The organism is Thalassospira sp. HF15 (assembly GCF_011806525.1).
Taxonomy (GTDB): Bacteria; Pseudomonadota; Alphaproteobacteria; order Rhodospirillales; family Thalassospiraceae; genus Thalassospira.
The window spans coordinates 1-16,104 of the sequence record NZ_JAAVKI010000010.1 but is presented as its reverse complement, the minus strand read 5'-3'; the positions used below and the strand labels follow the sequence as shown (position 1 = coordinate 16,104).

Genomic DNA, 16,104 nt, shown 5'->3' with positions numbered 1-16,104 from the left:
CTGTATATGTCACGTCAGGTAGAAAATCGTTTTTGGATGTCAAGTGCCAGAAAAGATGACAATGTTCATTTTCCAGCGAAAATGCCCGGATCAATCCCCTCTCATCAAACCTTTTGAAGAGAGGGGAGAGCACATATCAAAATTGATCTGGTCTAAATGTATGCTGACTTTCTAATCAGCAATACCGCTAGCTCTGCCAATTTGCGGCAATTACTGTTTGCACATTCGAGAACGCTTCGCTGTTACGATCAATCGTATCTGCAATGACATCTCCAACACCGAACACTGACATGGCATCAACCAAGGCCTGAACATTTGCCCCGCCCAGTGATGCACCAGAACCGAGTTCAATGTGTTCGACCTGATGGTTACCAGTTCCATCGAACCAATCTGAAACCGTCAAACTGTCTTGATGGCCAAGTAATTGGATTACCAAGTCTTCGCCATCTTGAAGGAACCATAGTTCGTCAGCTTCAAGTCCCGCCGTGATTTCAATATGATCATCAACGGAGGCGTCCTCTACGACATCTGCATCATCATCTAGACCAAAGACAAATGTGTCAGCCCCGTCACCGCCAAAGAGCGTGTCATCTCCTTCTCCGCCTTTGAGAAGGTCATCACCGGCATCTGCCGAAATGACATCATTTAGAGTACTGCCATACAGAACGTCATGGCCTGATGTGCCATCAATCTCGGCACCATGATCGACTACATACAGACCGGTCGCATCTGCTCCGTCATAAGCGAACGCTTCCTGACCGAAATTGTATTCGACAGCAAAGTCGCCACTACTTACAGCAAAGTCGTATTCTCCTGACGGGATATCTTCAAACACAATCCCTTGGTCAACGCCATTCAGGAACCAGCGCAAACTTCCGGTATCCGCGTTATATAGCAGACCGATCTTGTCTCCATCAGAAAAAGAGGCGTCCTCAGCGATAACGCTGACACCATCTGGACCACCGCTATATTGGTTCACTGCCAATGCGTTACCACCACCCACTTCCGGTGTGAGATCGAGCGCATACTCATCCTCATAATACCCGATCAGATGTGGGTTATCGCGGCCGACACGGTCACTCAGGTCACGGCCTGCGGCAATGATCCCAATGCGCAGCCTCCAGGAATCCGCCGCGGAGGCGCTCGTAACAGGTGTCACTTCGAAATAGGACTTCCCGGACGTTGGCAGACTGATCGAGCTTGAAGCGGATTGGAACGTATTCGGATAATCGTGATCCGTACGCAGGCCATCCTCATCGACAACATTGCTGCTATGAACATTTGACGTATCAATCGTCGCAAAAGTCATCTGCGAGCGGTCAGGCCCGACCTGCACCGACATCACACCTTCACGGCTCAGCCCATGCTCATCGGTTACGCGGTAGCTGAAGCTATCCTCGCCGACATACCCATCATTCGCCGTGAAGCTATAGCTGCCATCCGCATTGACCGTCACTGTGCCATTCGCCGGACCATCGACAAGCTCGAACGTCAATGCATCGCCATCGACGTCAATACCGTGAAGACGGTGTTCAACTGTCTGCGCTTCAGGAAGAACGATACGTCCGCCGTAAACATCGGGACGGTGATCCACCTCAATTGATGCGACCGCGGTGCTCATGCCGCCTTGCCCATCGCTGATCTCATAGGTGAAGCTGTCGGTGCCACTAAAGCCTTCTGGTGCGCTGTAGCTGAAACTACCATCGGAGTTCACCGCAATCGCAACACCTTGTGCTGTCACATAGGAGGATGGCGTCACTGTTAGCGGATCACCATCAATGTCACTGTCATTGGACAAAAGATTGAAAGTGCCTGTGCTATCAACCTCGACAACAAAGCCATCATTTTCTGCAATCGGCGCATCGTTGACAGACAAAATATCGATCGTTGCAATGCCACCATCTTCCAACTCTCCATCAGACACCACAAAACTGAGTTCGACGTTATCACCATGAAAATTCGCCGAAGGTACAAAGGTCCAACTGCCATCACCATTATCGGTGATCGTGCCGAATTGTGGATTAACAGAAACCGAAGCGATATTTAGAGAATCTCCATCAATATCGCTGCTATTAGCCATAAGTTCCTGGGCGGTGATGATCCGACTGGTATCTTCGTCAATCGAACCAAAATCGACATCGCCGACAACCGGCGCATCGTTTGTACCCTGAACGGTGATATCAAGTGTGGACTGCGATGTTCCGCCATGACCATCACTGATGGAATAAGCAAAGCTTTCAACCACAACCTGCCCTGCGGCAAGGGCCTGCACGGCGCTAATGGCGTTATCAAGCTGATATTCATAGCTGCCATCGGAATTCAACAGAAGGCTGCCATATGTTCCGATAATCTGCTGGCCGGTAAGTTCCGCCTGACCGTTTACTGAAACAACCTGCAACGTGTCGCCGTCGACATCCGTGTCATTCTCAAGAACATTGCCTGTTAATGGATCTGTTGTGACATCTTCTGTAACAATCGCCAGGTCAGCCACGGCAGCTGGCGCATCGTTGCGCCCTTCAATCGTCACAACCGCCGACGCCCCAACAGGCACCCTGCCATCAGAAACCGCATAGTCGATATTGATGGTAATGCTTTCGCCCGCGGCAAGGTCATTGAACTGGCCAGGATCCAGCACCAATGCGCCCGTCTGCAGGTCTATGGAATAATCCAGTACCCGACCGTCAGAGACAGTCACACCGACATTCTCAACACTTAATGCATCACCATCCACATCCGTGGCATTTGACAGCAAATCAACTACCACAGAGGCTTGGTCTTCATCGCCAAGCACTGCAACTGCACCGTCAATAACCGGCGCATCATTGGTCCCTGTCAGCGTGATATCGACGGTTGTCGTCGTGACACCACCATGGCCGTCATCAACACTGACCTCGAAGCTTTCAACCAGCGTCTCGCCTTCTGCAAGTTCATCAAGCGCGCCATCAGAAACAACATAGTTCCACTCAACGAGGCCGTTATTGCCACCCGTCGCATCCTGCGAAAGCGTTGCAGTCAACACCCCCTTGTGGCCAGAAGGCGACGCAACCGACACAGTGTGACCGTCACTCAGATCAAGATCAGAAAATTCGACCGTACCGTCCGCTGTGTGCTCTGTCGCGCCTTCACCGGCATCGCCATCGGCAAGTTCGCTGATAATGGCACCGGGCGATGACACCACAATCTCGGGCGCATCGTTTTTGCCCGTGATGGTGACGCTGACTTCTTTTGAAACCTCTCCACCCTGATCGTCGAGCAGCACCATCACAAAGGTTTCTGTGGTACTTTCTCCAGCCCCTAAATACTCAATCGCAGCATCATTGACGTAATATTGCCAAACTACAGTCCCACTTCCATCACCATTTGCAGGGTCACCAACAAAAGCCGTAAATGTTCCGAGAGACGAGTTCGGCTCAACAACCGAAATGCTGTGAGAATGCGCGATGTCCGTATCACTAAAAGCTATCAAACCGAAAGACGCATGAGTGTTTTGCGCTTCCCCCGGAGCACCATCTGCCAGCTCATTGATCGGACCGGAATCTACACCAGCCCCCCAAACCGACGTTGCTACAACATTCTCATTTTGTTGATCAGCCATGACTATTCCCCTTGGTGCCTGACGAAAGAGGAAGCGACGTAGATGAGCCCCCTATCTCTCTGAATTTAATGATGAATATTAAGAAGAAGATTGCGGAAAATGTCACGATATAAAATTGTAAAACATCTTTACAAGCATCTATTAGTTTAAACAAGAACGATATTGCACTAAAAATGGAGTATAAAATTAGATTATTTCAACTATTACATACTAAAACACAGAAGTCTTAGAAATCAGATCCGCTTGCGTTGTAAAACAGCCCCGCAGCAACTGCTGCGGGGCTGTTTGTTTAGATCACAGCTCTATCATCGCGTTAACAGGATGCTCAAGCTTCATCTTTCTCTGAGGGCCTCATCGCCGTACTTCATTACAGGAGACAACAGAAACTCGATAATCCGACGCTTCCCAGTTTTCACCTCGATTGACGCCGTCATCCCAGGCACCAGCTTAACCATCCGGCCATCGGCGAAGATTTCTGAATTATCAAGGGTAGCTCGGACCTCATAGACCAACCCCAGATCTTCATCCTGAATAGCATCGCGCGAGATGCTTTTGACCTTGCCGTCGATCTTGCCGTAGCGAGTGAAAGGGAAACTGTCGATCTTGATCACCGCGTCCTGCTCTGTCGCGACAAACCCGGCATCCTTGTTTTGCACCTTGGCAACGGCCTCAAGCTCCACATCATCGGGCACCACCACCATCAGGCTTTCAGCGGGCGAGACAACACCCCGCACTGTATGGACTGCCAATTGCTGAATCGTACCGCTGACCGGGGCACGCAATTGATGGCGGTCTTCGCGGCTTTCAGCTTTGCGCAGTGTGATGACAGCGGTCTCGTACTTGTTACGCGCTTCAAGCAACTGTTCCAACGTCTGCTGCTTGGTTTGTGCGATCAAATTTTCCCGGTCTTTCTCGGCCGCCAAGATCGACGCGTCGGCTTCCTCAAGACGGTTGCGATAAATCTCAAGATTGCTTTTGGTTTCGATCAGCTGTTGCTTGACTTCAAGCCAGACCGGCTTGGTGCTGATGCCATCCGATACAAGCCCGGAAAGCGATCCTTCTCGTTCGACCAGTAGTGGTAAAAGCTCCCGGCTTTTGGCGATTTCGGCATCGATTGAGGCACGCTCTGCGCGGAGCTTTGCTGCCTCTGCATCCTTTGCAGCAAGCTTGGCAAAGAAGGCTGCAAGGTCACTTCGCAGTTTTTGTTCTGCCGTTTGCAGAATTTCGTCATTGAGTGCCGCGTGCTTGGGCAGTGCCGGAATTTCCCGGCGATCCAGACCATCCAGAAAGGTTTTAAGACGGGCAATATCAAGGGCCGCTGCATCACGCTCATGCAACAGCTGTCCCTTGTCGGCTTCGCTTTCAGTCGGGTCCAGTTCGATCAGCAAATCCCCAGCCTCGACATGTTGTCCATCACGCACATGAATAGCGCGCACAGTTCCGATTTCAAGCGGCTGGATCTGCTTGACACCACCATTTGGAACAAGCCGCCCTTGGGCGACAGCAACCACATCAACTTCGCCAATCACCGCCCAACCAACGGCAATGGTAAAGAACGCGGCCAGCGACAGCGCCACTGTCCTGCCAATCGGGTTGGCCGGGGTTTCCATGATTTCAATCGCCGCAGGAAGAAACTCGCGTTCCTCGGCTGAGCGACGTGATTTTGCCTGATCCGAATTCGGGTTCAAGCGCGGGAACCGTTCGACAAGTTTCAGCAAGGCCTTGCTGCAGGCCTCCTTGGCGTAAGCCCAACACTCTGCAAACTTACTGCGCAGCGACATCACTTACCGTCCCTGCCTGCAGTTGATACAATTTGGCGTATCGACCTCCGTTGCGAAGAAGTTCATCATGGGTGCCATCTTCGATGACCTGACCGGCTTCGACCGTGACGATGCGATCGGCATCGCGCACCGCCGCCAACCGGTGGGCGATGATCAGCACCGTTCGCCCTTTACAGATACGGCGCATGTTTTCCTGAATGATCTTCTCAGATTCATAATCCAGAGCACTGGTGGCTTCATCAAAGATCAGAATCCGCGGATTGTTGACCAAGGCACGGGCAATTGCCACACGCTGGCGCTGCCCACCCGACAGGTTTGATCCCCGCTCACCAATCTTGGTGTCATAGCCATCCGAAAGCGACAGGATGAATTCATGGGCACCGGCGAGTTTTGCGGCCTCGATCACACGCTCCATCGGCATACCGGGATCAGACAGCGCAATGTTTTCGCGCAGCGACCGGTTAAACAGGATGTTCTCCTGCAATACCACACCGACTTGCCGCCGCAGCCAGGCGGTATCAACCATCGAAAGATCGATCCCGTCAACAAGCACACGGCCACTTTCGGGCACATACATGCGCTGCACCAGTTTGGTCAGCGTGCTTTTGCCCGATCCGCTTGGCCCGACAATACCGACGACTTCACCTGCCTTGATCGACAGATCCACCCGACGCAGGATTTCTGGCCCATCGGGGCGATAGCGGAAAGTCACCAGATCGAACTTGATATCACCCTTGATGTCATTGAGTGTGGAGCGGTTCGGGTTGTAGGCTGGTTCGGTCGGTGAGTTCAGGATATCGCCAAGACGATCAATTGAAATGCGCGCTTGCTGGAAATCATTCCAAAGCTGCGCGAGGCGCAGAATTGGCCCGGTCACACGCCCGGCCAGCATGTTAAAAGCCACAAGCTGCCCGACCGTCATATCCCCACCAACAACGGCGGTTGCGCCGAAATAAAGCGTCAGAACAGTCGTGATTTTGGAAATCAGTTGGGTCAACTGGCCAGCGACATTCCCAAGATTGGCGGTCTTGAAGCTTGAATGCACATAACCCGCAAGTTGCTCTTCCCAACGCCGCTGCATTTGCGGCTCGACTGCGAGCGCCTTAAGCGTCTCGACCCCGGTAACGCTTTCAACCAGAAATGCCTGATTTTCTGCCCCACGCTGGAATTTCTCATCCAGACGCCGACGCAGGATGGGGGTTACGACAAAGGCCAGAATGACAAAGAACGGGATGGAACCCAGAACGATCATGGTCAGAAGCGGGCTGAAATGCCACATCACCGCAAAGAATACGATGGTGAAAAACAGATCAATCACAAGGGTCAGGGCCGACCCGGTGATGAAATTGCGGATACTTTCAAGCTCACGCACGCGTGCAACACTTTGCCCGACCTGACGGGCCTGAAAATACCCCATCGGCAGTGACAACAAGTGCCTAAACAACCTGGCACCGAGTTCTACATCCACCCGATTGGTGGTGTGCGAAAAGATATAGGTTCGAAGTGTGCCCAACAGCACTTCAAATACCGATACCACAAGCAACCCGAAGACCAGAACATCCAGCGTCGTCAGTCCGCGATGCACCAGAACCTTGTCAATCACGACCTGAAAGAACAGCGGGGAGATCAGAGCAAAAAGCTGCAGGAAGAAAGAGGCAACCAACACCTCAATAAAGATCCGGCGATATTTTGAAAGAGCTGCAACGAACCAGGAAATATCAAACTTGCCGCCCTGACCAAGAATCGCGGCGCGACGCGTTGCCAACAACAAACGCCCGGACCACTTATCTTCGAACTCGGCTTTATCGACGGTAACGGCCCGCCCGGCAATCGGGTCCTGCACAAGGACCTTGCCTTGCTCCTCATCAATTTTGGCAACGATAACAAAGCTACCGTTTTTGATTTCGGCAATGGCGGGCAAGTTTGTTTTGGAAAGGCGATCCCAACCCGACTGAACAATCCGGGATTTCAGCTTCAGACGCTTGGCTGCAAGCTGCAGATCCTCAATAGCGAAAAGCGCACCGGGTTTGCCAAACTGATGCCGGATCTGCTCTGCATCTGCAGGCAGATTGAAAAAGCGTAAAATCGTGACCAGCGCCAATAGACCGCTATCCTTGGGTCCGTCGTCATCTGGTCGGTTGTCCCCGTTTTGGTCTTGCAAAAGACTTCCCCACCTTTGGCGCAGAAGCTCCTGCATCTGCGCACGAAAGGGTATTAATAATCGTCCAGTTCAAAACTGCAATTATAGATTGATTAAATTAGCAACTCCAAACATTTAACTAGGCACACGGTTTTGACTATGTGGACTGGAGAGTCCTCACAAGCTTGAAACATATCGATAGCCAGCCCTGCCTAGAGCACAGAACGCATTATAACGTTCTGCTCTAGGAAATCGGCCTAACTGCTTTGCCAATTTGCGGCAATTACTGTCTGCACGTTTTGGAATTCAGTGCTGTTGTGGTCGATTGTGTCGGCGCTAACATCACCAATCCCGAACACAGACATCGCATCGACTAGGCTCTGAACATTCGCCGCGTCTAACGTACTTCCCGAGACTTCGATTTCACCGACCTGTTGCGCCGTCGATGCATACCAATCTGCTACTGTTAGACTGTCATCCGAACCAAGCAACTGGATCACCAAATCATCACCTTGCTGGAACAACCAGACATCGTCCGCACTTAATTCGGATTGAAGCAGGATGCTATCTGCTGTTTCGGCATCAGTAATGACATCGTTATCAAAGTCACGGCCAAAGACAAAGGTGTCAGCATCATCGCCGCCAGTGAGAGTATCATCACCTGCACCGCCGGAAATGACATCATTCCCCGCAAAACCATTGATGGTGTCAAACGCGAAGTCTCCCGAAAGGGTATCATCTATATCGGTTCCTTCAATTTGATGCCGAACAAGAACACCACCCGTTACCGCAGAATCAATATGAGTTCTCGTGAGGCTGCTACCATTTTGATAAACGATATCCGCCCCGCCGTCAGAAGCCGGCTCCAGACGAACCCTAATCTCATCTCCGGCACCTAGTTCCTCAAAATCCACTTCCCCGCCAACGGCATTCCCTGCCGCATCAAAGCGTTGGCCGAACACACGCCATCCCTCATGTTTGAGAACAAACACTCCTCCGTCGGCAAGAGCAACCAAATCGCTGCTATCGGTCCTACCGCCAACAGCGAACGAGCTGTCGAGTGAAATAGCATGTGACGCATCTAGGGAGTAGATATTGACCTTTCCGTCTATCATCGTTGCCATACGTCCATCGGCCAACCGGATAGTCGTATGCGTTACCTGCCAATACTGAGCAGGCGGAGCAATTTCAAGATCGAAGGCATCACCAACCGCACCTAATTGCACATCGTAAACCTGCATACGCATTGCCCAATCATCACCGTCTTGATGAAGGACGTATAAAATGTACGCACTATCCGAGATTGCCTCCACACCGCGCAAGGGATTTGGTCCATCGGTGTAATCAAGCTCGAACGTATCGGATATCTTGTTACCGTCGGTGTCATAGTGCTGGACAAAAAGACTAAAGCCCACACCAGGTTGATTACCAAAGGCCACAACAGCATAAGTACCATCAGAATGTGGCACAATTCTAGAACGGCTCATGGAGTAGTTCTCAACAACAAGCGGCTCCCAAGCTTTCACGAGCGCACCGGTACTATCGTAAATTGCACTTCCAACTTGGTTGCTTGCGGAGATCGCAAACCCACCGCCCGCTAGCGGTTGAATGTTTGCGCCATCGCGCAGATACTGATCTTTGGCAATCAACTGACCATCAGCATCATAAATATCAATGTAACTTGGTCCATTTGCTGCAGTGCGCCATAGAATGACTTGGCTACCATCAGCAAGCTCAATGGTTGACCATTGCTGCCCCTCGACCTCCGAAGTCACAACCTCTCCGTTGTCCAAAGTGGCCCGAACATCAATCGTGACAAAAGCCGTACTGGTTTCGCCGGCACTATTGACCAATGTATATCCAAAAACAGCATTACCGTAATAGTTATCCTCGGGTGTGAAGACGACATTACCATCCGCGTCAAGCGATACGGTTCCATGCTCTACATTGTGGACAGAAACAATGGAATAACCTTCGGCGCCGGCATCGTTGTCAAGCAACGTAGAGGCTTCAATTACGTTGCTGCGATTGGCAAGAACTTCAACAAAGTCTCCAGCAGCCACTTCTTCCCAATCAAAGAAGCCCTCTGCAGCCGTGCCACCTGTGACAAGCTGGCTCAAATGAAACCGTCTAAGTTTATCGTTACCGGTCTGATAAACCACATAGGCTCCACCATCCTGAGCAACGTCAATATCAACTCTGCCAATACTAGCACGTTCAAAATCAACGTAATTAAACTCTGCACCTACCGCAACGCCGTCCGCGCTATATCGTTGCCCGGTAATTCCAGTGGTACCATTTATGTCCTTACGGCCGACAACGAAAAACCCGCCGTCAGCAAGCTCGATGAAATCGGTATTTGCCGCAACGGCAAAACTGGTTTCTTCTATAAACTCATTCGTCGCACTGACGCTATATATCGTTACAGAACCTTGCGACAGCGTGGCATACCTGCCGTCGCTTAGAGTCAAAGTCTTGCCTCCAATAGCGGAACTGGAACTGTCGCCCAAAGCATATGGGTCTCCAAGAGCATACCCATCGCGGCTATAAAGCCTTAAATTAAGGGTGTAGGTGCCGGAAACACGCTCCCGAGAGTAAATAATAAACCTGCCGTCCGAGAGGACAGTCTCGCCCAGAATATCTTGTGAATTGCCTTGGGAATCAGGTGCTCGGGGATATTTGACTTCGAAATAATCACCGACCTTATTGCCCGAGGCGTCATAACGTTGGCCCCAAGTTTCTGTGGTCTGGTTCCGGTACGCGACGACCATGAAACCACCATCTGATCGCGCAGAAAACTTGGGGCCTGCTGGAACACCCGGCAGCTGAATGGCTTGCGGATCTCCGACCATTTGCCCGTCAGCGGCGTATACCGCGTATTGCCGTCTCCCTCCCCATACGAAACCACCATTTTTTAGCGGCACCAGGCTCCCAAGAATTCTTTCATCGGCTACATATTGATCATCAACCACCACCGATCCGTCGGGACTGTAAACATCCATGAACTGCTTATTAGTTCTTTTATCGACCCATATTACCACTTGGCTGCCATCTGCAAGCGTGGCGGCATTCCAGCGCTGATAATAAGTATTTTCGCCAACCGTTGATGAGTCATCTACCGCTGGCTGGACATCGACTGAAACACTGCCGACATCTGTTCCCCCACGACCGTCAGAAACCGTGTAGCTAAATGAAGCTCCGCCCGTGTAGCCAGTGTCGGGTGTAAAAACGATATCTCCGTTTTCATCCAGCGAAACGGTTCCATTTGCCGCATTCTGCACTGAAACAATGCTGAGACTGTCCCCGTCTGCATCGGTGTCGTTCGCCAAGAGCGTTTCTGCTGCGATAACAGTCGGCGAGTTGGCCAATATCTCGAATGTGTCATCACCGGCAACGGGTGCTTCGTTCCCCAGAAGCACATCGATAGATGCTGTTCCAGTGGTTTCCGCAGTCCCGTCTGAGACAACGAATTCGATCTGCACATCGTCCTGAACATTGCCCAGCTGGGGTACAAAGGTCCATGTACCGTCACCATTGTCGTAAACAGCCCCGGCTTCAGCATCGACAGAAACTGAAACAACCGACAGAGCGCCACCATCAACATCACTACTGTTGGCCAGAAGCTCCGCAGAAGTAATGATACGGGTTTCGTCATCGTCAACTTCACCAAGCTTGACACTGCCAACAACCGGAAGGTCGTTGGTTCCATGTATGGTGACATCAACTGAGGCAATGGCTGTTTCGCCATGTTCATCACGGATCTGATAGCTGAAACTCTCGTTGACAACCTGCCCTTCGGCCAATTCCTGAACAGCCTGAAGCGTGTTATCAAGAACGTAGCTGTAACTGCCGTCCGCGCCGATCGTAATCAGGCCATAAACACCCTGAATCTGCTGCCCGACATACCCGGCCTCTCCGTTTACGGAGATGACCTCCAGGGTGTCACCGTCCACATCCGTATCGTTTGAAAGAACATTGCCTGTAATCGGCGAAGTCGTCGTGTCTTCGGTCGCCAGCACCACATCTTGAACGGCGACAGGTCCGTCATTTCGCCCTTCGATGACGATAGCCGCAGAAGCCGGCACAGCCGCCGATCCATCGGTAACATCATACGAGACGGTGATTGTTACACTTTCACCTTCCGCCAGGTAATTGAACTGACCGGGATCAAAGGCCAAACCACCTGTTTCCGAGCTCAGGGAATAGGCAAGAGGACGTCCGTCACTTACGGTGATCGCTGCATTCTGAACATCAAGATCATCTCCGTCACTGTCGCTTGAGTTTGCCAACAGATTGATAATCGTCGGAGCATCATCTTCGGAAAGAGCAGCACTAATATCCGCAGAAATGATTGGCGCCGTATTTTCTGGCGCGCTTAACGTCACGTTCACAGACGTCAGGACAACACCACCGTGCCCATCATCGATCTGCAGCAGGAAATTCTCAATAAAGGTGTCGCCTGACGACAGATCATCAAGAGAACCATCAGAGACAACATAGCTCCATTCAATCACACCCGTGCCGTCACCTGTTGCAGACTGCACGATGTTGGCAACGAGCTCGCCTTTGTGACCATATGGCGAGAAAACGGTCAGGCTATGTGAGTCTGTGAGATCCAGATCGTCGAACTCAACAGAACCGGTGGCGGAGTGAGTGGCCTCACCTTCCCCTTCCGCACCGTCAGCCAGGGCAGTGATCGTTACATCAGGAGATTGGGCAATGATTTCCGGTGCGTCGTTTTTGCCTGTAACGGTAACCGTGACATCCTGCGTCACTTCTTCACCCTGATCATCTATCAAGTGCATGGTGAAGACCTCGGTTACGGTCTCACCTTCGCCGAGATGTTCTGTCGCCGCATCTGGAATAGAATACTGCCAAAGAACCGTACCTGAACCGTCTCCCGTCGCCGGGTCAGCAACCATTGCGGTAAACCCGCCAATGGCCCCATCCGGGCCGTTCACAGTGATGCTGTGATACCGGTCAATGTCGACATCGGAAAACGAAATAAGCCCCAACGCTGAATGCGTAATTTGCGACTCACCCGTTACGTTATCCATCAATTCATTGATGGTTCCAACAATCCCACCAGAACCCCAGTTCAAACTGCTCACTGACATCGACCATTCTCCGGTTAGCAAAGGAAATTATTGTATTCTGATAGAAGGACCATAATTGGCACTCTTTGGATAAAAACTGCCCCTACGCTAAGGAAAATCCATATCTATCAGAATGATAAATGAAATTACGCCCTATAATTACATAGCAGTCAAGTTAACAATTAATAATTGTATCGTAATAAGTTTTGCGACTTACGGGCTAAATAGCATAAGTAAAACAACCAACTAAATCCCGCTCGGATTCTTGATATCCAAGACCCGATTAAGCCTGCCATATAGGAAAACGCTCTTAAGTTCACGGGCCACTATGGTGGCAATTTCGAGGTCGAAATTGCCAGAGCCTCTGCCACTCTCGAAACTGTTCATCTTGGCACTTCATGACGGGAGATAATAGAAACTCAACAGCCCTACGCTACCCAGCTTTAAATTCGACCGAGGCCAATAAAATCCATCGCTTGAATACAAAGGGATTAGCTCTGCCATGAAACGTCTTGAAGGAAAGTCCGCACCGATTTCTATAATTTCGACAATTCAGGCGGACCAGTAATTCTGACTGATTTTGAACGGAAAAATAGAGAGCGATGGAGCAGTGATTACGCTCTATAAACACTGCTCCACGGTAGGCCCGGAGGGAGCAGCACAAGCACAAAAAACCCAATGAAATCAATAGGTATGTGTCCCACGGCAAGTCCAATTCAGCCTGAAACATATCAATATGTTAGCCGCAGAGTGTCCCACGCCAAAGAGCGTCAATGACACTATAACCCTGGCTCACTTGGTCGCGCTTTTATCGTCCGGTCTTTTGGAATTGTCCCGACAGCTCAAGGCTGAAGATCAGCAATAATCTCGTCTGAGATTCCGGTCTTTTCCAAACCGGATGAAGGCCGATAAATATAAATATCCTTCTGGCTGTAGAAATCTTCCGCTGAGATAATCGCCATCACACTCCCATCGCGAGAAGATTTCATGAACGAGTTTCTTGCATTCATAGGTAAAATCTTTCTCACAACATTATCTTTACTCGCATAGATATCAGTCCTGAAACGGTCAGCCCCCTCCTCAGAGAAACCCAAGAAAACGATTTCGTCATCTTTTGAAATAGATGGGGATGAGATGAAGGTCTCCTTTGCAAACTCAACAACATCTAGAACTTTGTAATCGCCTCGGCGGAATTTGTAGAGAACAGGAAAACTAATCGCCGATCTATACTTTTTAAGAGGCTTCCGGATCGCGGAGTCCGCCGAATATATGGCAGCATAATAGTTACCGTGACTGTCGAAAAAGGCATGACGAACTGCACGCACGATCCCCCAGTCATCAAACCTCTGAAGAACTTCCTCTTCTCCGTCAAAGTTTACACGCGCAAGTCCTCTATGAGACCTGCCGTTATCTGGACCAAAAGCATAGACAATATGTTTCCCGTTGTTCGTGAACACAGGACCACTTTTATATCCCGGCCCAGTCGTCATAAGCTTGAAGTTCGGCTCACTATTTGACAGATCAATAAGAGCTATTTGCGCTCCCATGTCTTCTTTTAAACAAGAGACAACACACGCACTCGTCAATGCCAGATAGCGACCATCCGGACTTACAGCCGGTTCGCTCCAATATCTGTTTGACGGTAAGTCGACAGGAAATCTCTCTTTTGAGCCCAGAAAGTAAAATCCGACTTTCTCGGCGCCATTCGGTAATACATACTCGAAGATCAACATCTGATTATCTGGCGTGAAATCCATCAACCCGAAATGAAACTTGACTTCACTCTCTGCGGAAGATGGATATTGGCCCATTGCGCAAGCTTGGAGATGGGTAAGACCAATAACCGTGATTGATATCGAAGCCGCCCGTAATATCATTCTTTTAAAGCGCGTCAGGTCGATCACCACCATCACTCCGAAACTCTCAAATCAAAATGCTTTCTTAGCGGGCGACTCAATACGCACACTGAACTCAACCTAGATAATAACCAGACAAGGCACTTAGACAACCCGGAGCCACCTCCAAGACATGGCTTTTGCCCCACTGCCCAGTCTGACCGTGGGACACATTCAGTGTAAGCCATTGATATTAAATTGTTATTTTGAAAAAATGTGTCACGCACCACAAAAGATGACATTCGACATGCAGCGAAATCAACAACTTGGCATTTCCGATTGCCAGATAAGTTGACATCAATTGACACATAAGCTGACAAAAAGCTGCAGGATTGACAGAAAAGCTGACAATTTCCGTCTCATGTAATTACTTACACAATGTAGTCAGTGAAAAGGTTAGGAATTGAAGCTACTGACTTGTTGATAGCAGCTTCAATTCCCCTCTTCTGAGACTCTAGCTTTGCCAGTTCGCTGCAATCACCGTTTGCACATTGGTGTAGGCCTCGCTGCTCTTATCAATTGTGTCTGCAGCAATTTCATCGATACCAAATACAGACATTGCTTCAACCAGCGCCTGGACATTGGCACCACTTAGCGTCTCACCGCCAGCCAAAGCCACCTGATCCAGTTGGTGCTGGCTGGTGCCATCGAACCACTCAGAGACCGTCAATGTATCGTCACTACCCAGCAACTGGATGGTCAGACTGCTCCCGTCCTGACGGAACCACAAGTCATTGACGCCAGTGCTTCCGATTACGGAAACACTGTCACTTGATTCAGCATCCGCAAGGATATCCTTACCAAATCCATCTCCAAAAACAAAGTTGTCAGCACCATCACCACCAACAAGCGTATCGTTACCCGCGCCACCTTCAAGAACGTCATCTCCAGCTGCACCGGTAAGTGTATCGTCCAAGGCTCCACCACTCAGAACATCGTGGCCTGATGTACCTGACAGTTCCATTGCTTCTGGATCGATCACTACATCTGTTTCGGAGAGCTCCATGCCGGGATCCAACTCCCAGGCAAAATCTTCGACAACTTCTCCATTTACCGTGACACTTATATTTGAAAGCGTTCCACCAATGTCGTGTATTGGCGTACTTGCCCACAATGGTGTGCCCGTTGGCACAGTTGAGCCACTTGTATAGAAAACAGCTCCATTCTTGCTGTAAGTCACTTGACCTGAACTGTTCCGCGAAACACTCAGGACGTCGCCAATGCTATATGACCCACCAGTGAGATAGGCACCTTTCTCATAAACTTGGAGAGCACCATTCGAAGCCGTATAAAGTGCAAAATCGACTGTTTCATAGCTGGACCCGGAATTACCTGACGACCAGCCAAACATGCGCCCAGCCGTTGTTTTGGAAACGTTTATGCTCAGAGACAGCTCACCTGAGTAACTTTGCTTGGAATATCCGGATGAGTTCCAACCCGCAGCACCTGTTGTCTTGGTAATACTCTGTTCCGTCAAAAATTGCCCGACCCTCAACGAGACTAGGCCCTCGGAACTCAAGCCATGCTCATCGGTCACGCGATAGGTGAAACTGTCCTCGCCGACATAGCCATCACCCGCCATGAAGCTGTAACTGCC

At 50.3% G+C, this 16,104-nt stretch carries 6 protein-coding genes; all 6 read right to left on the bottom strand.

Annotated features, from left to right (window positions below; translation table 11 throughout):
• Window positions 1-187: 187 nt before the first annotated feature.
• Window positions 188-3,595 carry an Ig-like domain-containing protein gene (locus HED22_RS18835; RefSeq protein WP_167725186.1) on the bottom strand — a complete coding sequence of 1,136 codons (3,408 nt, stop codon included), beginning with the start codon at window positions 3,593-3,595 and terminating at the stop codon, window positions 188-190.
• Between the two features lie 332 nt (window positions 3,596-3,927).
• Entirely contained in the window at window positions 3,928-5,376 is a 1,449-nt protein-coding gene (locus tag HED22_RS18830) for an HlyD family type I secretion periplasmic adaptor subunit (protein ID WP_167725183.1), read from the bottom strand.
• Window positions 5,360-7,537 carry a type I secretion system permease/ATPase gene (locus HED22_RS18825; protein ID WP_254870289.1) on the bottom strand — a complete coding sequence of 726 codons (2,178 nt, stop codon included), beginning with the start codon at window positions 7,535-7,537 and terminating at the stop codon, window positions 5,360-5,362. Before HED22_RS18825 ends, HED22_RS18830 begins: the two co-directional genes overlap by 17 nt.
• Window positions 7,538-7,773: 236 nt before the next feature.
• Window positions 7,774-12,633: a cadherin-like domain-containing protein gene (locus HED22_RS18820; RefSeq protein WP_167725179.1), complete on the bottom strand. Its 4,860-nt coding sequence runs from the start codon at window positions 12,631-12,633 to the stop codon at window positions 7,774-7,776.
• A gap of 821 nt (window positions 12,634-13,454) precedes the next feature.
• Complete coding sequence (locus HED22_RS18815) at window positions 13,455-14,516, bottom strand: PD40 domain-containing protein (RefSeq protein ID WP_167725177.1); 1,062 nt, start codon at window positions 14,514-14,516, stop codon at window positions 13,455-13,457.
• A gap of 445 nt (window positions 14,517-14,961) precedes the next feature.
• The coding region (locus tag HED22_RS18810) for a calcium-binding protein (protein ID WP_167725175.1) at window positions 14,962-16,104 on the bottom strand (1,143 nt) is incomplete at its 5' end.